General features: G+C 69.1%; 21 protein-coding genes. 17 read left to right on the top strand and 4 right to left on the bottom strand.

The annotated features are described in order from the left end of the window. Nucleotide 1: 1 nt before the first annotated feature. Nucleotides 2–1087 (bottom strand): TRAP transporter substrate-binding protein, encoded by a 1086-nt coding sequence (locus FIF60_RS10380; RefSeq protein ID WP_144186004.1) that lies wholly within the window; start codon nucleotides 1085–1087, stop codon nucleotides 2–4. A gap of 346 nt (nucleotides 1088–1433) precedes the next feature. On the opposite strand from FIF60_RS10380, the gene FIF60_RS10375 reads away from it, so the two are divergent. After that, nucleotides 1434–1868 (top strand): CBS domain-containing protein, encoded by a 435-nt coding sequence (locus tag FIF60_RS10375; RefSeq protein WP_144186003.1) that lies wholly within the window; start codon nucleotides 1434–1436, stop codon nucleotides 1866–1868. 42 nt (nucleotides 1869–1910) lie between these two features. Then, nucleotides 1911–2654 carry a sulfite exporter TauE/SafE family protein gene (locus FIF60_RS10370; RefSeq protein WP_158639160.1) on the top strand — a complete coding sequence of 248 codons (744 nt, stop codon included), beginning with the start codon at nucleotides 1911–1913 and terminating at the stop codon, nucleotides 2652–2654. Nucleotides 2655–2927: 273 nt separating this feature from the next. Here the strand turns inward: FIF60_RS10370 and FIF60_RS10365 are convergent, their stop codons facing one another. Beyond that, on the bottom strand, nucleotides 2928–3704 hold the full coding sequence (locus tag FIF60_RS10365) for a DUF2189 domain-containing protein (protein WP_144186001.1): 777 nt from the start codon (nucleotides 3702–3704) through the stop codon (nucleotides 2928–2930). A gap of 201 nt (nucleotides 3705–3905) precedes the next feature. Between FIF60_RS10365 and ccoN the strand changes: the two genes are divergently transcribed. From ccoN to FIF60_RS10305, 12 genes are all read left to right on the top strand, one after another. Further along, on the top strand, nucleotides 3906–5399 hold the full coding sequence (ccoN, locus tag FIF60_RS10360) for a cytochrome-c oxidase, cbb3-type subunit I (protein WP_239451584.1): 1494 nt from the start codon (nucleotides 3906–3908) through the stop codon (nucleotides 5397–5399). 15 nt (nucleotides 5400–5414) lie between these two features. Further along, nucleotides 5415–6131: a cytochrome-c oxidase, cbb3-type subunit II gene (ccoO, locus tag FIF60_RS10355; protein WP_144186000.1), complete on the top strand. Its 717-nt coding sequence runs from the start codon at nucleotides 5415–5417 to the stop codon at nucleotides 6129–6131. Between the two features lie 10 nt (nucleotides 6132–6141). Next, nucleotides 6142–6315 (top strand): cbb3-type cytochrome oxidase subunit 3, encoded by a 174-nt coding sequence (locus FIF60_RS10350; RefSeq protein WP_144185999.1) that lies wholly within the window; start codon nucleotides 6142–6144, stop codon nucleotides 6313–6315. Next, on the top strand, nucleotides 6315–7184 hold the full coding sequence (gene ccoP, locus FIF60_RS10345) for a cytochrome-c oxidase, cbb3-type subunit III (protein WP_144185998.1): 870 nt from the start codon (nucleotides 6315–6317) through the stop codon (nucleotides 7182–7184). The genes FIF60_RS10350 and ccoP overlap by 1 nt, the downstream gene beginning before the upstream one ends. An 18-nt stretch (nucleotides 7185–7202) precedes the next feature. Then, nucleotides 7203–8699: a cytochrome c oxidase accessory protein CcoG gene (gene ccoG, locus FIF60_RS10340; protein ID WP_144185997.1), complete on the top strand. Its 1497-nt coding sequence runs from the start codon at nucleotides 7203–7205 to the stop codon at nucleotides 8697–8699. Nucleotides 8700–8707: 8 nt separating this feature from the next. After that, a complete protein-coding gene (locus tag FIF60_RS10335; protein WP_239451583.1) occupies nucleotides 8708–9196 on the top strand; it encodes a FixH family protein in 489 nt (162 codons plus the stop codon). Further along, nucleotides 9193–11556, top strand: coding sequence for a heavy metal translocating P-type ATPase (locus FIF60_RS10330; protein ID WP_144185995.1), 2364 nt, complete (start codon nucleotides 9193–9195; stop codon nucleotides 11554–11556). The genes FIF60_RS10335 and FIF60_RS10330 overlap by 4 nt, the downstream gene beginning before the upstream one ends. Then, nucleotides 11544–11750, top strand: coding sequence for a cbb3-type cytochrome oxidase assembly protein CcoS (gene ccoS, locus FIF60_RS10325; RefSeq protein WP_144185994.1), 207 nt, complete (start codon nucleotides 11544–11546; stop codon nucleotides 11748–11750). The genes FIF60_RS10330 and ccoS overlap by 13 nt, the downstream gene beginning before the upstream one ends. Next, nucleotides 11747–11950, top strand: a complete 204-nt coding sequence (locus FIF60_RS10320; protein ID WP_144185993.1) for a hypothetical protein — start codon at nucleotides 11747–11749, stop codon at nucleotides 11948–11950. The genes ccoS and FIF60_RS10320 overlap by 4 nt, the downstream gene beginning before the upstream one ends. Nucleotides 11951–12063: 113 nt before the next feature. Further along, a complete protein-coding gene (locus FIF60_RS10315) occupies nucleotides 12064–13065 on the top strand; it encodes a TRAP transporter substrate-binding protein (protein ID WP_144185992.1) in 1002 nt (333 codons plus the stop codon). A gap of 10 nt (nucleotides 13066–13075) precedes the next feature. Further along, nucleotides 13076–13606, top strand: a complete 531-nt coding sequence (locus FIF60_RS10310) for a TRAP transporter small permease (RefSeq protein WP_204251162.1) — start codon at nucleotides 13076–13078, stop codon at nucleotides 13604–13606. 6 nt (nucleotides 13607–13612) lie between these two features. After that, nucleotides 13613–14944 (top strand): TRAP transporter large permease, encoded by a 1332-nt coding sequence (locus FIF60_RS10305; RefSeq protein ID WP_144185991.1) that lies wholly within the window; start codon nucleotides 13613–13615, stop codon nucleotides 14942–14944. A gap of 42 nt (nucleotides 14945–14986) precedes the next feature. Here the strand turns inward: FIF60_RS10305 and FIF60_RS10300 are convergent, their stop codons facing one another. Next, the gene (locus FIF60_RS10300; RefSeq protein WP_144185990.1) at nucleotides 14987–15403 is read right to left on the bottom strand and encodes a VOC family protein; all 417 of its coding nucleotides are present in this window, start codon (nucleotides 15401–15403) and stop codon (nucleotides 14987–14989) included. 74 nt (nucleotides 15404–15477) lie between these two features. Here FIF60_RS10300 and FIF60_RS10295 point away from each other — a divergent pair, with 74 nt between their 5' ends. Together FIF60_RS10295 and FIF60_RS10290 are read left to right on the top strand one after the other, a co-directional pair. Then, nucleotides 15478–16815: a TAXI family TRAP transporter solute-binding subunit gene (locus FIF60_RS10295; protein ID WP_144185989.1), complete on the top strand. Its 1338-nt coding sequence runs from the start codon at nucleotides 15478–15480 to the stop codon at nucleotides 16813–16815. A gap of 11 nt (nucleotides 16816–16826) precedes the next feature. Further along, on the top strand, nucleotides 16827–17510 hold the full coding sequence (locus tag FIF60_RS10290) for an RraA family protein (protein WP_144185988.1): 684 nt from the start codon (nucleotides 16827–16829) through the stop codon (nucleotides 17508–17510). Nucleotides 17511–17553: 43 nt separating this feature from the next. On the opposite strand, the gene radC is transcribed toward FIF60_RS10290, so the two are convergent. Next, a complete protein-coding gene (gene radC / locus FIF60_RS10285; RefSeq protein ID WP_144185987.1) occupies nucleotides 17554–18195 on the bottom strand; it encodes a RadC family protein in 642 nt (213 codons plus the stop codon). Between the two features lie 564 nt (nucleotides 18196–18759). On the opposite strand from radC, the gene FIF60_RS10280 reads away from it, so the two are divergent. Next, nucleotides 18760–20136 (top strand): TIGR03013 family XrtA/PEP-CTERM system glycosyltransferase, encoded by a 1377-nt coding sequence (locus tag FIF60_RS10280; protein ID WP_144185986.1) that lies wholly within the window; start codon nucleotides 18760–18762, stop codon nucleotides 20134–20136. The last annotated feature ends 2 nt before the right edge of the window (nucleotides 20137–20138 follow it).

Raw genomic sequence — 20138 nt, 5'->3', positions numbered from 1 at the left:
GTCAGGAGACGCGGATCTTGGTGTGGTAGGGCACCTCGCTGAAGGCGGCCCACTGGTCGTACTTCGCCTTGTAGGCAAAGAAGCTGTCGGCGACGCGCTTGACGATCGGGTCGCGGGCGGAGGCCTCGTCAAGGACCTTCACCGTCTCGGCGCGGAGCCGCGCAACCACCGCGTCGGGCAGCTCGCGCGCGATCACGCCCTGGTTCCTCACCAGGTCCTCCATCGCCTCTGCGTTGTTCTTCTGGCACCACGCTTCGCTGATCACGTTACAGGCGGCGGTGGCGTTCTCGACGATCGCCTTGAGGTCGTTCGGCAGGCGGTTCCACGCCGCCTTGTTCACGATCAGCTCCGACGCCGTCGCCGTCTCGTGCCAGCCTGTCGTGTAGTAGTTCTTGGCGACGCGCTGGAGGCCGAGCTGGCGGTCGAGATAGGGGCCGACGAACTCGGCGGCGTCGATCACGCCACGCTCGAGGGCGGGGAAGATCTCGCCTGCCGGCAGCAGCCGGACATCGACGCCGAGCGCCTGGTAGACGCGGCCGGCGAGGCCGGGGATGCGCATCTTGAGCCCGCGCAGATCCTCGACCGTCTCGATCGGCCGGCGGAACCAGCCTGTCATCTGCACGCCGGTGTTGCCGCAGAGGAACGGCACGAGATTGAATCGGTCATACACCTCGCGCCAGAGGGCGAGGCCGCCCCCGTCGTACATCCAGCCGTTCAGCCCCTGGAAATTCAGGCCGAAGGGAACGGCGGTGAAGTACTGCGCGGCGAAGCTCTTGCCCGTCCAGAAATAGGCGTTGGCGTAGTTGCACTCGACGATGCCCGAGCTCACCGCGTCGAACCCCTCCGCGGCGGGGATCAGCTCTCCCGCGCCGAAGAACTGGATGCGCAGCCTGCCGTTCGACATCGCCTGGATGCGCTCGATCAGGTCCTTCGCACTTCCAGGGCCGGTCGAATAGAAGGCCGCATTCGGCCCGTAGAAGCTCGTCATCCTCCAGGTGATGGTCGATTGGGCGGTCACCACCGCCGGCGCGGCAAGGACGCCGGCGCTTCCGAGCGTGGTGGTGGCCATGAAACGGCGACGATCCATCTCTCCAGCTCCCCTGTCGCGAAACCCAGTCGCCGCGCGGGGTCTTCGCCCTCGCTGCGGCCACGCGGCTTGAGCAACCGCCGTGCCACGGCCTGGCAGCGCCGCTTCGGCGGCGATCGGAGCGTCCCCGCCGCCTCTTCAGGCACCGCGCTCGGGCCGCTGCGCAGATTTCGGGCAAGCCGACGCCGATCACGCGCGCGTGATCGATTCGGCGGGGGATTGTGCAGGTGCACACCTGCACGGTTGCGCTGGCAGTTGCGATGGGTGTCTGCTTGCAACCTTAAGGGGCAGCCGCCCGGGCCTGCGCCCAGGGAAAGAGGCTCGCCCAGTCAGAGTGAGGTGAGGCATGACAGTCGCCGCGATCCTCGACCACAAGGGACACGAGATCGTCTCCGCACGCCCAGACGACACGCTTGCCAACATTGCGCACACGCTGACGAAGCACCGCATCGGCGCGGTGCTTGTGCGGGATGCGGAATCCGTCGTTCTCGGCATTCTTTCGGAACGCGACATCGTGCGCGCCCTCTCGGCGCATGGCGCCGCGGCGCTGACGATGACGGCAAGCGCGGTGATGACGCGCGAGGTGATCTACGGAACGCCGGGCGACACGGTGGACAAGGTGCTCGCCACCATGACCGAGCGGCGCATCCGCCACCTGCCGGTGATGCATGACGGCAAGCTCGTCGGGTTCGTCTCGATCGGCGACGTGGTGAAGCGGCGCATCGCCGACGTGGAGGAGGAGGCGGACCAGCTCCGCGCCTTCGTCGCCGGCAACGCCTGAGGCCACTCGCCGCCCGGTTGCCCGCGCCCTACACTGGGGCGCGTGGAGACGCTCGCCAATTGCCTGCATGACCTGACAGCGCTCGGCTCAGGCGGAACGCTTGCGCTGACGGGCGCCCTCTTCCTCGCGGGGCTTGCCGGAAGTGCCACGCATTGCGCGGGGATGTGCGGGCCGTTCGTGCTCGGCCAGGTGGCCTCGAGCCTCGCCGCACGCCCGCATCTCTCCCGCCTCGAGGCCGGCGCGCTTCTGCCCTATCACCTCGGCAGGGCAGTGACCTACACCGCGCTCGGCGCTGTCGCGGGGCTTCTCGCGGGGCTTGCATCGCGCGGCGCGGGGCTCGGCCTCGCGCTTCCGGTCCTGCTGGGCTTCGGCGCGCTCGTGATGCTCGCGCAGGCCTTCGGACATGCCGTGCCGTTTCTCTCGCGCGTCGGCGTGTCGATGCCTGCCGGCGTCGTCGATGCCGTGATCCGGCGCGCCGCACCGCTTCTGTCCGACCCGCGGCCGCTGCATCGCTTCGGCCTCGGCGTGCTGCTCGGCTTCCTTCCCTGCGGCCTTCTCTATGGCGCGCTCGCGGCAGCGGCCGCGTCAGGCTCGGCGCTAGGCGGCGCGCTCGGAATGGCGGCCTTCGCGGCCGGAACCGTTCCGGCGCTGATCGGCGTCGGGCTCGCCGGCGCGTTCTTCGGGAGGCGCTTCGGCCCTGCGCTTCGGCTCGTCGCCGTGCCGCTCCTGCTTCTGAACGCTGCGGTGCTCGCCGCGCTGGCGCTGCGCGCGGCGCGGATCGCCTGACCGTTCGGCAAACAGGGGGCGAGGGTGGGCGCATCACCGTCGCCCGCGACGGCATCGCGCGCGACCATCTCACCACCACGGGAATCCCCGCCCATGCCGGCGCCTATAATGCGAAAGACCGCAGCGCGATGTCCTTGGCATCCTCCCGCGCGATGGGCTCGGCGTGATCGGCGAGGGGCGCCGAGCACCTTCGTCTGTGCCTGGTGCCCCCGCACGCGCCTCTGAGTTCGCCTCTACGAGACGCTCGGCCCCGACCTTCTGCCCGGCCGATCCTTACTCGACGAGATCCTTGTAGGCATGCCAGGTGGCGTGGCCGATCAGCGGCATCGTCACCGCAAGGCCGAGGAAGAGCGGGATCAGCCCGAAGGCGGTGAACGCAACGATCAGCCCGGCCCAGAGCGTCATCGCAGGCCAGTTCTCCCTCACCGCCGTGAACGATGTCGCCACCGCCGTGAACACGTTCACGTCCCGGTCGAGCAGCATGGGGATGGAGATGGCAGAGATCGCGAACACGATCGCTGCGAACGCCGCGCCCACCGCCGTGCCGACGGCCCAGAACGGGATCGCCTGCGGCGCCATCAGCTTCAGGACGATGCTCTCCCAGGTCGGGTTGAAGCCGATGCCGAAGAACACCGCGAAGATCAGCAGCGCGACGCGGATCCAGCCGAGATGGAACAGGCCGAGGATCACGCCCATGAAGGAAAGCTGCGTCGCGTTGCGCTTGTAGGCCGCGAAGGCGTGGCCGAGGCTGACGGGCTCGCGCGCCGCAAGCCGCCTGCTCGTCTCGTAGAGGCCGACGGCGAGAAGCGGGGCGGTGAAGAAGAAGCCGGCCGAGAGCGGCAGAACCAGCCAGAACACGCCGACCTGAACGAGCACGAGAAGCAGGAGGTAGGTCAGCGCCACCATCAGCGCGCCATAGGCAAGACTCACGGACGGGGCTGCGAGCACGTCGCGCCAGCCCGCGGCAAGCCAAGTCCAGGGACGGTCCACCGCGACGCGCCTGATCCGCGGCGTTGCGTCGGCGAAAACCGGGACGGCGTCATCTGTCATGCGCATCCACCCATCTCATTCCCGCATGGCCGGCGCGCGGACCGCTCGTCCCGCCTCCCGCATGCTTCGGCCATCTCTGCACCGGTCGGCGTCACCGCACCTTGATTCATATCAATGCTGCGGCGCGGCAGCCCGCGCACCCTCCGCACCGTCTGGAGTGCCAGAGGGGCGGCCGTCGCCGCCCAGACTGTCGGAGGGACCATGTCGGGTGACGTCGCAGCAGCGGTCACGGGAGAGGGGACGCTGAGCCACGCGCGAACGCGCGCCCCCGCCTACGTCGAGGATGTCGTGCGCGCCTTCATGGTCGCGACCATCTTCTGGGGCGTCGTCGGCTTCCTGATGGGAACGCTGATCGCCTGGCAGCTCGCCTTCCCGCTGCTCAATCTCGATCTCGAGTACACGACCTTCGGCAGGCTCCGCCCGGTGCACACCTCGGCGGTAATCTTCGCCTTCGGCGGCAACGCGCTGATCGGCACGAGCCTGCATGTCGTGCAGCGCACCTGTCGGGCGCGGCTGTTCGGCGGGCCCGAGGCGGGGTGGTTCCTGTTCTTCGGCTACCAGACCTTCATCGTTCTCGCCGCGCTCGGCTACGTCATGGGCGTGACCTCGAGCAAGGAATACGCCGAGCCCGAGTGGTTCGTTGACCTGTTCCTGACCCTCGTCTGGGTCGTTTACCTCGTCGTGTTCATGGGCACGCTCATGAAGCGGCAGGAGCCGCACATCTTCGTCGCCAACTGGTTCTACCTCGCCTTCATCATCACCATCGCGATGCTGCACATCGGCAACAACCTGCAGCTTCCGGTGAGCTTCGGCGGATCGAAGAGCTATCTCGTTCCGGCCGGCGTGCAGGATGCGATGATCCAGTGGTGGTACGGCCACAACGCGGTGGGCTTCTTCCTGACGGCGGGCTTCCTCGGGATGATGTACTACTTCATCCCCAAGCAGGCTGACCGGCCGATCTACTCCTACCGGCTGTCGATCGTGCATTTCTGGTCGCTGATCTTCCTCTACATCTGGGCCGGCCCGCACCACCTGCACTACACAGCCCTGCCCGACTGGGCACAGACGCTCGGGATGATCTTCAGCGTGATGCTGTGGATGCCGTCCTGGGGCGGCATGATCAACGGCATCATGACGCTCTCGGGCGCGTGGGACAAACTGCGCACCGACCCAGGGCTCCGCTTCTCCGTCACCGCCGTCGCCTTCTACGGCATGAGCACCTTCGAGGGGCCGGTGATGAGCGTGAAGGCGGTGAACGCGCTTAGCCACTACACCGACTGGACGATCGGCCACGTGCATTCGGGCGCGATGGGCTGGGTGGGCTTCATCACCTTCGGCGCGCTCTACTACCTCGTGCCGGTGCTGTGGAAGCGGGAGAGGCTCTACTCGACGAAGCTCGTCGCCTGGCATTTCTGGATCGCGACGCTCGGCATCGTCCTCTACATCAGCGCGATGTGGGTCTCGGGCGTCATGCAGGGGCTCATGTGGCGCGCCTATGACGAGCTCGGCTTCCTGCAGTACTCGTTCATCGAAACGGTCGCGGCGATGCACCCCTACTACGTGATCCGCGCGATGGGCGGGGTGCTCTACCTCACCGGGGCGCTGATCATGGTCTACAACCTCTGGAAGACGGCGACGGGCGCCGAGCCCCGCCTCGCCGCACGGCCCGCACTGACCGCTCAGGCGGCGGAGTGAGGGGAGGAACGCGCCATGCGCCATGAAGTCATCGAAAAGAACGTCATCCTGCTCGCGGTGCTCACGCTGATCACCGTCTCGATCGGCGGGCTCGTGCAGATCGTACCGCTGTTCACGATCGAAACGACCATCGAGCGCGTCGAGGGCATCCGCCCCTACACGCCGCTCGAGCTCGCGGGGCGGAACATCTACGTGCGCGAGGGCTGCTACACCTGCCACAGTCAGCAGGTCCGCCCGTTCCGCGACGAGCTCGAACGCTACGGCCACTACTCGCTCGCAGCCGAGAGCATGTATGACAGGCCCTTCCAGTGGGGCTCGAAGCGCACGGGGCCTGACCTCGCGCGGGTCGGCGGCAAGTACAGCAATGAGTGGCAGCTTCAGCACCTGGTCGACCCCCGCTCGGTCGTGCCGGAGAGCATCATGCCGCCCTATGCCTTCCTGCAGAGGCCGCTGCGCTCGGCCGACATCGCCGACCATCTGCGCACGCTGAAGGCGCTCGGCGTTCCCTACTCCGACGAGATGATCGCCAATGCCATGGCCGATCTCCGCGCCCAGGCAAACCCCGACGCGGACGGCGCCGGCCTCGCGGCGCGGTATCCGAAGGCGGCGCAGGCCTCGTTCGACGGCAACCCGGCCGTGGTGACCGAGATGGATGCGCTGATCGCCTACCTGCAGATGCTCGGCACGCTCGTCGACTTCGCCGACGTCACACCCGAGCAGCTCAGGCAGTAGGAGAGGCGCGATGGACTGGCTCGCAGCCAATTACCCGCTTCTAAAACAGATCTGGGTCGTCTGGTTCCTCGCACTGTTCGCGGGCATCGTCTTCTGGGCGTTCCGCCCCTCGAACAAGGCGCGCTTCGAAGCGCGGGGACGCATCCCGCTCGACGACGACCGTGACGGGAGAGAGGCACGCTGATGCCGACGAAGATCGAGAAGGACGCCGTCACTGGCAAGATGACCACCGGTCATGAGTGGGACGGCATCAAGGAACTCAACACGCCGCTGCCCAAATGGTGGCTCTACATTCTCTACGGCACCATCGCCTGGTCGGTGCTGTGGGCAATCCTCTACCCCTCCTTCCCTGGGTTGTCCGGCCACTTCCGTGGCATCCTGGGGTGGTCGATGCGAAGCGAGATCACCGAGCAGATGGCCGCGGCGCGTGCCGAGCAGGCGCCGTTCCTCGACCGCATCCGTGCCGCGAGCCTCGAGCAGGTACGCAACGACCCCGAGCTGCTCGCCTATGCGATGGCCGGCGGTCGCGTCGCCTTTGCCGACAACTGCGCCGGCTGCCACGGCGCGGGCGGGCAGGGCGCGCGCGGCGGCTTCCCGGCCCTGGTTGATGACGACTGGATCTGGGGCGGCAGCCTCGAGGCCATCCAGCAGACGATCGTTCACGGAATCCGCAACACCCAGGACGCCGACGCGCGCCTGAGCCAGATGCCCGCCTATGCCGGCGTGCTGACACGGCCGCAGATCAACGACGTGGCCGAGCATGTGCTCTCGCTCTCAGGCCGCTCGACCGATGCCGCGGCGGCCGGGCGTGGCGCGGCGGTCTACGCCGAGAACTGCGTCGCCTGTCACGGCGAGAGGGGCGAGGGGGTGCGCGATGTCGGCGGGCCTGCGCTCGCCGATGCGATCTGGCTCTACGGCGGAACGAAGGCCGAGGTCGTCGCGCAGATCACGAACCCGCGCATGGGCGTGATGCCGGCCTGGGGCGGCCGCCTCGACGAGGCGACCATCCGCATGCTCACCGTCTACGTCCACACGCTCGGCGGCGGAGAGTAGCGCAGGCGGACGATGCAGATGGACGCGCCCACGAAGGCGAAGCCGACGCCGGCGCAGGCGAGCCAGCCTGCCTCGCTCTACGCTGCGCATGTGAAGGTGTATCCCGCGCGCGTGCAGGGGCGCTTTCGCTACGCCAAGTGGGTGTTCCTCGTCGTCGCGCTCGGCATCTACTACGGGCTGCCCTGGCTGCGCTGGGACAGGCCCGGCGATGCGCCGGACCAGTTCGTTCTGATCGATCTCGCCGGGCGGCGGTTCTATCTCGGGCCGATCGCGATCTGGCAGGACGAGCTCTACTTCGTCACCGGCCTGCTGATCATCGCGGCCGTCGCGCTCTTCCTCGTCACCTCGCTGTTTGGCCGCGTCTGGTGCGGCTATGCCTGCCCGCAGACCGTGTGGACCGACCTCTATCTCTGGGTCGAGCGCCGCATCGAGGGTGACCGGAATGCGCGCATGCGGCTGGACCAGGGGCACCGCAACGGCGCCTACTGGCGCAGGAAGGTTCTCAAGCACGCCGCCTGGATCGTCATCGCCGCGGCGACCGGCGGGGCGTTCGTACTCTATTTCGGTGACGCGCCGACGATGCTTGCCGACATCGTCACCGGCCAGGCGGGAAGCTGGACGTACTCGTTCCTCGGTATCCTCACCTTCACCACCTACGCGCTGGCCGGCTGGGCGCGCGAGCAGGTGTGCACCTACATGTGCCCCTGGCCGCGCTTCCAGGGCGCGATGCTCGATGAGAACAGCCTCATCGTCACCTACCGCACCTGGCGTGGGGAGCCGCGCGGCAAGCACAAGCAGGGCGAAAGCTGGGAAGGCCAGGGCGACTGTGTCGACTGCCGCCAATGCGTGAATGTCTGCCCCACCGGCATCGACATCCGCGACGGGCAGCAGCTCGAATGCATCGGCTGCGGCCTCTGCATCGATGCCTGCGACGCGATCATGGACAAGGTGGGCCGGCCGCGCGGCCTGATCGCGCTTGATACGCTCGCGCACATGCAGAAGGCCGAGACCGCCTGCGCCGCGCTTCCTCCCGGCCCGGCGCGGCAGCTCGCCGGCGATACCGCGACGGCGGACAGGCGCATCATCCGCCCGCGCACGCTCATCTATGCCGGCGTGCTCGCTGCCGTCTGCCTCGTGATGCTCGCGGCGTTCCTGATGCGCAGCACAACCGAGCTCGCCGTGCTGCGTGACCGCGCGCCTGTCTACATCCTGCTGGCGGATGGCTCGGTGCGGAACGCCTTCACGGTGAAGGTGTGGAACAAGGGCTACGAGGAGCCGCACTACGCGCTTGGCGTCGAGGGGCTCCCGGGCGCGGCCGTCGCGGTGGTTGGCGCCCCGCAGGAGGCTGCGACGATCGCCACGCGGGCCGATGGCGTCGCGACGAACCGCGTGCATGTCACCGCGCCGGCGGGTGCGCGGCTGCCGGAGAGCACCCGGCTCCGCTTCGTCCTGACCGATGAGAATGGGCAGGAGGTCGTGTCGCATGACAGCGTCTTCCTCGCCCCGAAGCGATGAGGAAAGCGATGGCCGCCGGGCGATACGACCGATGGATTCCATGGACCTTCGTCGGCGGCATGGCGCTCGTCATCGTCGTCAACGCCGTGATGGTGTGGTTCGCGCTCTCCACCTTCACCGGAACGACCGTCGACCGTGCCTATGAGCGCGGACGCCTCTACAATACCGTGCTTGCCGAAGCCGAGCGCCAGGCGCGCTTCGGCTGGCGCTTCTCGCTGAGATGGGAGCCGAAGCCCGGCGAGCCGCTCGAGGGCCGTTTCGTTCTCGATGCTGCGGGGCCGGACGGTGCGGGCCTCGACAGGCTCGCGCTTGAGGCCGCCATGGTCCGCCCGCTCGAGGCGCCGGAGCCCGTTCCGCTCGGCTTCACCCAGATCGGTCCCGGGCGTTATGCCGCCACGGTGGTGTTGCCGCGGCCGGGCCAGTGGGAGGTGCGGCTTGCCGCGCAACGCGGCGAAGACGGGCCCGTCGAACACCGGCAGAGGATCGTCGCACGATGACGGCACTCGGCCGCGTCGTCGCCGAAGCGCCGCGTCAGTCGGGCGGGGCGTGCGCGCATTGCGGCGCGGCACTTCCCGCCGGTGCGGCGCGGTTCTGCTGCGCGGGCTGCGAGGCGGCGCACGGCCTTGTCGAGGGGCTCGGGCTTGCCGCGTTCTATGCCAAGGCCGAGCGCAGCGCCCCGCGGCCCGACCCGGATGCCCCGCGCCACGATCTCGCCGCCCGCGCGGTGGCGGACGGCAAGGGCGGGCACGAGATCGCCCTGCTCGTCGGCGGCATTTCCTGCGCCGCCTGCGCCTGGCTGATCGAGCAGGTGCTCGCGCGCGAACCGGACGTGACCTGGGCGCGCCAGTCGCTCGCGACGCGCAGGCTCGTCATTCGCTGGAATGGCCCTGCCGCACGGGCCGACGCGTTCGGCGCGCGTCTCGCAGCGCTCGGCTTCACGGCGGCACCCTTCGATCCATCCTGCCTCGCCTCGCGCGACGACGACGAGTCGCGCCGGCTGCTCCTCTCCATGGGGGTCGCAGCCTTCGCGTCGATGAACGTGATGCTCGTCTCCGTCGCTGTCTGGACGGGACATGGCAGCGGCGACATGGGGCCGGCGACGCGAGACCTGATGCACTGGCTCGCCGCATTGATCGGCCTTCCCGCCATCCTCTGGTGCGGGCTTCCGTTCTACCGCTCGGCGCTCTCCGCCCTGCGGTCGGGGCGGACCAACATGGATGTGCCGATCAGCCTCGGCGTCCTGCTCACAGCAGCGATGAGCCTTTCGGAAACGATCCGGGGCGGGCCCTACACCTATTTCGACAGCGCCGTCTCGCTCGTGTTCCTCCTGCTCGTCGGCCGGTTCCTCGACAGGCGGATGCGGGCGCGCGCACGCCGTGCCGCGAGCCAGCTCCTGGTGCTGAACCGAGCCCCCGTCTCGGTGATCGGAGAGGACGGTTTGGCGAGGCCACGCGCGCCGGATGCGGTCCGCATCGGTGAGCGCGTTCTCGTCTCGGCCGGGGAACGCATCGGCGTCGATGGCGTCGTCGCCTCCGGGCGGTCGGAGGTCGATCCGTCGCTCGTCACCGGAGAGAGCATCCCGCGCGCCGTCGCCGCCGGTGCGGAGGTGCAGGCGGGAACGCTGAACCTCGCCGCGCCGATTACCGTGACCGTCACCGCCTCGGGCGAAGGCACGGTGCTTGCCGCGATCGTGCGCATGATGGAAGCGGCGGAGCAGGGGCGCGGGCGGCACCGCGCCCTGTCTGACCGTGTGGCTGGCTGGTACACGCCCGTCGTCCACACGCTCGCCGCCGCCACCTTCCTGCTCTGGTGGGGCTGGTTCGGGATCCCCTGGCAGCCGGCTCTGGTCAACGCCGTCGCCGTCCTCATCATCACCTGCCCCTGCGCGCTCGGCATTGCCGTGCCCGCGGTGCAGGTCGCGGCGTCGGGGCTCCTGTTGCGCGGTGGCGTGCTCGTCGCCTCCGGCTCTGCGCTCGAGCGGCTCGCCGAGGCAGACAGCGCGGTGCTCGACAAGACCGGCACACTCACCCGCGGCCGCCCGACGCTTCTTGCCGGCTCCTGGACGGAGGCAGACCTTGCCGAGGCTGGCGCGCTGGCCGCCGCGAGCCGCCATCCGCTCGCCCGCGCGCTCGCCGCGGTGGCCGGCGTCGCGGCAGCGGACGATGTGATCGAGCACCCCGGCGAGGGCCTGTCGCGCGCGGGCGGAACGATCCGCCTCGGCAGCGCGGCCTTCGCCGGTGCCGAGCCTGGCGAAGGGATGGAACTGTTCCTGACCCGACCCGGGCTTGCCCCGGTCGCCTTCCGGTTCGCCGACGCGCCGCGCGCTGATGCGGCAGAGGCGGTCGCCGCGCTCGAGGGGCAGGGACTTCCCGTGTCACTTCTGTCGGGCGACCGGCGCGACGCCGTCGAACAGGCGGCACGTGCCGCAGGCATCGGCACGTGGCAGGCCGAAGCCTCCCCTGCTGCCAAGGTCGCAAGGCTTGCCGCGCTTCGGGGAGAGGGAAAGCGCGTCCTGATGGTGGGCGACGGGCTGAACGATGCCCCGGCGCTTGCCGCGGCGCATGTCTCCGCCTCGCCGGCGAGCGGCGCCGACATCGCCCAGGCCTCGGCCGATCTTGTATGGCAGGGCGAGCGGCTTGCCGCCGTGCCCTGGGCCGTCTCCGTCGCGCGGCGGGCTCAGGCGCTGGTGCGGCAGAACATCGCGATCTCGCTCGCCTATAACGTCGTCGCCGTGCCGCTCGCGGTCGCCGGCCTCGTCACGCCGGCGATCGCCGCGGCGGCGATGGCCGCGTCCTCGATCACGGTCGTGCTGAACGCGCTCAGGGTCGAGCGGGGAGGGGCGGCATGGATGCGCTGATCCTGCTCATCCCCCTCTCGCTGATCCTCGGCGGCCTTGCGCTCGCGGCCTTCCTCTGGACGATGCGCAGCGGGCAGTACGAGGATCTCGACGCGGCGGCGCATCGCATCCTGTTCGACGATGACCGCGCGGAGCCGGGCGAGGTGCACCCGCCGAGGCCGCTTCGCGCCACAGACAAGGAGACCCAGCCATGAACCCATCCTCGGTCGTGTTCGGCACGATCGGCATCCTGCTCGCCCTGACCGGCCTGCTCATGGCGGCAAACGCGAAGGACAGCGGCTTTTACGTGGCCGGGCTGATCCTGTTCGTTGCCTTCGTGCTGTTCCTGTTCACCCTGGTGAAGCGGCACTTCGACACGGCCGATGCCGGGCGGGGCGAAGACGAGCGGCACTGACAGGCCCCCCGCCATGGCCGGGCGCGGTGCCCCTTGCGTTCGGCCCCTCTTTTCTGTGACATGCGCCTGAACGGGGCGTTCGCGCCCGCAACAACGTTTGGGGGCTTCAAGAGATGAATCGCCGCTCGCTTATGCTGGGCGCCGCCGGTGCTGGCGTCGCCGCCTCGCTTCCCTCCCTTGCCTCGGCCCAGGGCGCGCGCTGGCAGTTCGCCACCCCCTATCCCGACGGCAACTTCCACACCCAGAACATCCGCGAGTTCGTCAAGGACGTCGAGGGCGCGGCGAGCGGCTTCAACATCGTCGTGCACTCCAACGCCTCGCTTCTTCGCATGCCGGAGATCAAGCGCGGCGTGCAGACGGGCCAGGTGCAGATGGGCGAGATCCTGCTCTCTGCCTACGGCAACGAGGACCCGATGTTCGAGGTCGACGGCATTCCCATGCTCGTCACCAGCTTCACCGAGGCGCGCGTGCTGAACGGGCTGCAGCGGCCCTACGTGCAGGCGCGGCTCGCCCGGCAGGGCATCACGCTCCTCTACATGGTTCCCTGGCCCCAGTCCGGCTTCTACACCAACACGCCGCTCGCCACGCTCGAGGGGCTGCGCGGCACCAAGTTCCGCACCTTCAACGCCGCGACGCAGCGCTTCGCCACCCTCGTCGGCGCGACGCCGACGCTCGTCCAGGTGGCCGAGCTTGCCCAGGCCTTCGCCACCGGCGTCGTAAACGCGATGGTCACCTCTGCCGCGACCGGCGTCGACAGCCAGGCCTGGGATTACGTGAAGCATTTCGTTCCCGTCGGCTTCACGCGCACGAAGAACGCGGTGTTCTGTTCGACGCGCGCGCTGAACGCGCTTCCCGCCGCCACCCAGCAGGCCATCCGCGGCGCGGCCGAGCGGGCCGAGCAGCGCGGCTGGGACCTCGCCGAGGCGGAAGAGCGCGCGCGCCAGCAGCAGCTGGCAGACCGCGGCATGACGGTGGCCGACCCGCCTCCCGCCACGCTGATGGAGGGGCTTCGGAAGGTCGGCGACACGATGATCGAGGAGTGGGTGCAGAAGGCCGGCGCCGACGGCAAGAAGCTCGTCGAGGACTATCGCGCCGCCATCGGCCGCCAGGCCTGACCGCGCCTCGGTGCTGCGCCGCGCGCTCGACGCCCTCTATCTTCTGAGCGGGATCGCGGGCGCGCTGGCGCTGCTCGCGATCGGCCTGCTCATCCTCGTGCAGGTCGTGCTGCGCCAGGTCGGCGGCATGGTGCCTGGCGGAGATGACATCACGGCCTTCGCCATGGCGGCGTGCGCCATGCTGCCGCTCGCGTATGCCTTCCGCCACGGTGCGCATATCCGCGTCGATCTCGTGATCGGCCGGCTGCGTGGTGCGGCGCGCACCGTGATGGAAGGCCTCGCCCTCGCGCTCGCGGCGATGATGGCGCTGCTCTTCGCGTGGGCCTCTGTCGACCTCGTGTCTGACAGCATCGCGTTCGAGGAGGTGGCGCAGGGCATCCTCGCCGTCCCGCTCTGGATCCCGCAGAGCTTCATGGCGGCGGGTGCGGTTGTGTTCGCCATCGCCCTGCTCGACGACCTCGCGGTGCTGCTCGCCGGCGGCACGCCGAGCTATCGTCGGAGCGGCGGAAGCACCATCGACAAGGCGGCCGAGGAGCTCTGACCGCCGATGGAGATCGCGCACACCGAAGCGGGCCTGATGCTTCTCGCCACGCTGTTCTTCTTCCTCGGCCTCGGGGTGTGGATCGGCTTCTCGCTGATGCTGACGGGGCTCGTCGGCATCGTCGTCCTGCCCGCCCTGTTCCCGGCCTTCAACGCCTTCCCCGTCGAGAAGGTGCTGGGCACCGCGATCTGGCAGGCCATGGCGTCCTGGACGCTCGCCGCGCTGCCGCTGTTCATCTGGATGGGCGAGATCCTGTTCCGGACGAAACTGTCGGAGGACATGTTCCGTGGCCTCGCCCCGTGGGTCGAGCGCCTGCCCGGGCGGCTGATGCATGTGAACGTGATCGGCTGCGGCATCTTCGCCGCCGTCTCCGGCTCCTCGGCCGCAACGGCCGCGACGGTCGGCAAGATGAGCCTGCCGGCGCTACTCGAGCGCGGCTACCACAAGCCGCTGGCGATCGGCTCGCTCGCAGGATCCGGCACGCTCGGCCTGCTCATCCCGCCCTCGATCATCATGATCGTCTATGGCGTCGCGGCGGAGGTCTCGATCGTCCGGCTGTTCATCGCCGGCGTGCTGCCCGGGCTGATGCTGATTGCGCTGTTCTCGGGCTACATCGCGATCTGGTCGATGCTGAACCCGGGCAAGACGCCGCCGCCAGGGCCGCGAATCCCGTTCCGCCAGAAGATCGCCGACAGCGGCGCGCTGATCCCCGTCGTCCTGCTGATCCTCGCCGTCATCGGCTCGATCTATGGCGGCATCGCAACGGCGACCGAAGCGGCTGCGATGGGAGTCGTCGGCTCGCTCATCCTGTCGGCCTGGGGCAGGACGCTGACCTGGACGACCTTCCGCGAGAGCCTGATGGGCGCGGTGCGCCTCTCCTGCATGATCAACTTCATCCTCGCGGGGGCTGCGTTCCTCACCCAGGCGATGGCGTATTCGCGCATCCCCTCGGCGATGGCGGCCTGGGTCGGGGCACAGGGGTTCCACCCCTACATGATCATCCTGATGCTCACCCTCATCTACATCGTGCTGGGCTGCTTCATCGACGGCGTGAGCATGATCGTCCTGACCGTGACGGTCGTGCTGCCGATCATCCAGGGAACGGGGTTCGATCTTCTCTGGTTCGGCATCTTCATCGTCATCGTCGTCGAGATGGCGCAGATCACGCCGCCGGTCGGCTTCAACCTGTTCGTGCTTCAGGGACTGACGGGGGAGAACATCTTCACGGTCGCGAAGAACACGCTGCCATTCTTCCTGCTGATGTGCACCGCTGTCGCGCTCGTCACCGTGTTCCCCGGCATCGCCACCTGGCTTCCCTCTACCATGTTCGCGAACTGAGCGACCGTTCGGTACGACGTCTCGAAGGCTCGCGCGACGCGTTCAGCCGGCGGGGCTCGGCCAGTCGGGCCTGTCGAAGCGCTGGATCTCGAGCGTGTAGCCGGCCGGGTCGTGGAAGAAGAAGTGGTAGACGCGATACTGCTCGCTCGAGGCAGGCGCGTTCGGGATCGCCACGCCATTTTCCTTCAGCTTCTCGTACCAGGCATCCACAGCATCGGTGACGAAGGTGAACACCACGCCGCCGACGACGCGCGGATTGTCCGATGCGCGTGGCGCGCGGGCGCGGCAGATTCCCAGGAAGGCGCGGCTGCCGGGAGCGGCCTCGTAGATCCTGCAGCTTCCCTGGTCCTGGACGAGGGCGAGGCCCATCACCTCCTCGTAGAAGCGCCAGGAGGCTTCGGTGTCCTCGGCATAGAGGAAGGTCACCTGCTGGGAGAGGGCGGGACGGTCTTGTGTCATGCCTGGACTCTAGGCGATCGGCAGCGACGGGGCCACTCGCGCGGGCGCGCCGATCCGGCCTAACCTGCCGGACCATGTGGACTGCCGTCCGTGCCGCGCTGAAGGTCTATGGGATCGTTCTCGTGCTGCTCGTCGCCGCGGGGCTCGTCGGCTGGCAGTTCGTCGCGCCGCCGCCGCCGCGCGACATTACCATCGCCGCTGGGCCGGAGGGCGGCACCTACCTCGCCACCGCGAAGCGCTGGGCGGCGCTGCTCTCCCGCCACGGCATCGAGGCCCGCGTGCTGACGACCCGGGGCTCGGCGGAGAATCTCGATCTCGTCGACGCCGGGCCGCCGCGCGCGGACATCGCCATCGTCCAGGGCGGCGTCGGCGGCGAGGAGCTCCATCCCAAGCTCACGAGCCTCGGCGCGATCGCCTACGAGGCGGTCTGGGTGTTCCATCGCGCCGGGCAGTCCGCCACCCGGCTTGCGGAACTTGCCGGCGCGCGAGTCGCCATCGGTCCTGAAGGCAGCGGCACGCGCGTCCTGGCGATGCAGCTCATCGAAGGCTCCGGGGCGAGCGGCGTCGAGGCGCTGCCGCTTGCCGGCATGGATGCGGCGCAGGCGCTCGCTGCAGGCGAGATCGATGCGGCCGTGTTCGTCGCCGCCACGCCGACGCCGGCGATCCTCTCGCTGCTGCGCGACCCCGCCGTTGCGCTGCTCGACTTCTCCGCCCGTGCGCAGGCCTATCGCACCGCTTTCCCCTTCCTGACCGACGTGCCGCTTCCCGCCGGCAGCGCGAGCCTGAGCGAGGACCTGCCTGGCGAGCCGGTGACGCTGCTCGCGCCCGTGGTGCAGGTCGTTGCGCGCGACGGCATCCACCCGCAGATCGTGACGCTGCTTCTCGAGGTGCTGACGGAGACCCAGCGCGCGCGGCAGTTCTTCGCACCCGCCGGAACCTTCCCCGCCTCCGGCCCGACAGACTGGCCGCTGCACGACGACGCCGAACGGCACTACCGCTTCGGGCCGGGCATCCTGCATCGCTACCTGCCGTTCTGGGTCGCGGTGACGATCGAGCGCACCTGGGTGCTGATCATCCCGCTGCTGACGATCCTGATCCCGCTGTCGCGCATCGCCCCGCCTCTGTTCCGCTGGCAGATCGAGCGCAAGATCTATCGCTGGTATCGCGATGTGCGTACGGTCGAGCATGCGTTCGAGGAGGGCGAGGCTGCTCGCGAAACGCTCCTCTACCGGCTCGATCGCGTCGCCGATCGCGTCTCGTCGACGCATGTGCCGCTGAGCTACGCACGCGCGCTTTATGACCTTCGCCAGCACATCGAGTTCGTGCGCGGGCGCATCGCCGGGACGGACGGGAGCGAGCCCGTGGAACCGGGCCTTCCCGTTGAGACGCCGAGGCACCAGGCGAGAGAGTGAGGAGAGGCGACATGGTGGAGGCCCCGACACTGACGATCCGGCGCGATTGGCCGCGCCCCTCGGAAAGCGAGTGGGCCGCGTTCCGCGATGCGCCCACCGGCTGGGTGGCGGATGCGCAGGCGAGGCGCGGCGCGATCGACCACCGCATTCGCTGCGTGACGAAAACGGCGCACATCCTCGGCGCCGCCCTGCCCGTCTGGTCGCGCGGGCAGGACAACCTGGCCCCCTATGCGGCGCTTGCCTATGCGAAGCCGGGCGACGTTCTGGTCCTTGCGACGGGGGCGTGCGAGGCGGCCGCGGTCGCGGGCGACATCCTCCTCGGCATGGCGCGGAACGCCGGCATCGGGGGCTTCGTCACCGACGGGATCGTGCGCGACATCCCCGGGCTCGACATGCTCGGCATGGCCGTGTTCGCGCGCGGTGTCTCGCCCAACTCGCCGCAGAAGGACGGCCCCGGAACGATCGGGCTTCCCATCGTTCTTGGCGGCGTCGCGGTCGGGCCAGGCGACCTCGTCGTGGCGGATGGCGACGGCGTCGTGATCGTTCCGCGCGAGACGATCGGCATGGTGGCGGCCGCGCTTGCTGAGGTGCGCGAGAAGGAAACGAAGATGGACGCTGCGGTGGCTGGCGGGGCCAAGGTTCCAGCTTGGCTGGAGGCGCGGCTCGCGCGTCCCGACATCGCCTTCGTCGACTGAGCGTTTCCGGAACGTGCCGCCTGCTGGGTGGGGCGCTGTCGCGCTACAGTAGCCCCTCCGCGCGGAAGCTGAGCCACCGTCCGTTGCCGATGATCAGGTGGTCGTGCAGCGTCACGGAGAGGACGGAGGCGGCCTCCTTCACCATTCGCGTCATCTCGATGTCCGCGCGGCTCGGGCTCGGGTCGCCCGAGGGGTGGTTGTGCACAAGAATGATGGCGGTGGCGTGGAGCTCGAGCGCGCGCTTGACCACCTCGCGCGGATAGACCGGCGTGTGGTTGACCGTGCCGCGCGCCTGCGCCTCGTCGGCGATCAGGCGGTTGCGGCTGTCGAGGAAGAGGATGCGGAACAGCTCCGTCTTCTCCCGCGCCATCGCCGCGGTGAGGTAGGCGATTAGCTTGTCCCAGGTGTTCAGGACGGGCTGCTCGAGCACTTCTGCGCGGGCGAGCCTGAGCGCCGCGGCCTCGACGAGCTTGATGGCCGAGACGGAGTGGACGCCAAGGCCCCGTGTGTCGAGCAGCGCCTGCTGGGGGGCGGACAGGACGTTGGCGAAGCTGCCGAAACGGTTGATCAGCGCCTTGGCGAGCGGCTTCGTGTCTCCCTTCGGCATGGCGAAGAAGAGCAGCATCTCGAGCAGCTCGTAATCGGCGAGCGAGTCCGAGCCGCGCTCGAGAAGCTTCTCGCGCATCCGCCCCCGGTGCCCGTGCGGGCCGGTGGAGGCAAAGACCGGCGCGTCGCCGGCATGGTGACACCGGCGTCCGGAAATGGCGTTAGTCGGATTGGGCGATCGGTGCCGTTGGCCAACGGTGCCGTGCCGCGCACGGGAAGAGGCGCGGCGCTCGCCTGTTCGGCGAAGCCGCGCGGACCGTCTGGCTCGACTGTTTTCGCTGTCGAGCGTCGGAGTTTGTTCAGTGGCCACACGGCCGCCGATTTCCTGGCACAGTGTCGGTCGATCTGCCGCATACGGTAGCAGTATGAGGAACGTCACTCTACCTTAAGTTTTGGCTTGGTATATGCAATCGTACCTTGGCTGTGTGGTGGGGAGCTTTCACACTTGAGGCATCGAGACGAGGAGGGCACATCGACCCTGGCTTCCTCGCTTGCCGGCGATGCCGAGCGGGAGTCCGTGGCCGAAACCCCTGTGCACCTCCAGGCGGAACCGCCCCCCCAGGCGCGGCAGCGATCCCGGAAGGACGTCCCAAGCCAGACCGACGCCAGCGGGCCAACGCCTGAAATCCGCCTGGCCGGGCTGATGCTGCGCGCAGGGCCCGTGCTTCTCCTGGCAGACATGCTGGCCGCCGCGCTCGCCTGGCCGCTTGCCGTCTGGCTCGTGGACGAGGCGATCCCCGCCCATGCCCAGCCTGGTCTTCTGCCGCTCCTTGCCTATCCGGCCGCCTTCATCCTCTTCCTCTACGCGCTCGGCCTCTATCGCCGCGAGGCGATGATCGAGCCGCGCCACGCGATCGGGCGCATCCCGCTGGCCGCCGGCCTCGGTGCGGCGACGGGCTTCGTCTCCGCGGCCGTCCTGCCTGAGCCGTTCGGCGCGCCCGGCGCGGCAGCCCTGTTCGGCGCGGCCGTGCTCGCCTTCACTGCCTCCGCGATTGTCGCGCGCGGGGCCTTCTACTTCGCTCTGAAGCGCGGCGCCTTCCGCCGCAGGCTGCTGGTGATCGGCGCAGGCAAGCGCGCGTGGGACATGGTGTGGCTGCTCCGCAACGAGGGCCGCTCGATCGGGCTCGACCTCGCCTTCGTCCACGACCCCCGGATGGGCGAGATCGACCAGCGTCTTGCCGCGGAGAATGCCGGGCGCATCTTCGACGCAGCCGAAGGCTTCCTCGCGATCGCGCGGCGCTTCCGCGCAGAGCAGATCGTCGTCGCCCCCGATGAGCGGCGCGGAATGCCCATGACCGAGCTTCTCTCCTGCCGCACCGCCGGGTTCCCCGTGCGTGAGTACCATCGCTTCCTCGAGGCCGAGATCGGGCGGATCGACCTCAAGCGGCTCGATATCGGCTCGCTCCTCTACGCGGACGGCTTCACCTACTCGGCGATCGACCTGGCCCTGAAGCGGCTTCTCGACATCGTCGCCTCCGCGCTGATGCTGTTCGTCACCGCCCCGTTCCTCGGCGTCGCGGCGCTCGCGGTGAAGCTCGAGGATGGCGGGCCCGTCCTCTACCGACAGGAGCGGGTGACGCGCGGCGGGCGGATCTTCCGCATCATGAAGCTCAGGACGATGACGACCGATGCGGAGCGCGGCGGCGCCGTGTGGGCCGCGAAGAAGGACCCGCGCATCACGCGCATCGGCCGCTTCCTCCGCCGCACCCGGCTCGACGAGCTGCCGCAGCTCGTCAATGTCCTGCGCGGCGACATGTCCTTCGTCGGGCCGCGGCCGGAGCGTCCTGAGTTCACCTGCGAGCTCGCCCGCGAGCTGCCCCTCTACAACGAGCGGCATCTCGTTCGCGCCGGCCTCACCGGCTGGGCGCAGGTGAACTACCCCTATGGCGCCTCGCTGGACGATGCGCGGTCGAAGCTCTCCTACGATCTCTACTACGTGAAGAACTTCTCCGTGCTGTTCGACGTGCTGATCATCCTGCAGACGCTTCGCGTGGTGCTCTGGCCCGGCGGCGTCCGCTGAGG

This window comes from Elioraea rosea, assembly GCF_007644105.1.
GTDB lineage: Bacteria > Pseudomonadota > Alphaproteobacteria > Acetobacterales > Acetobacteraceae > Elioraea_A > Elioraea_A rosea.
This window is presented reverse-complemented; position numbering and strand designations above follow the sequence as displayed.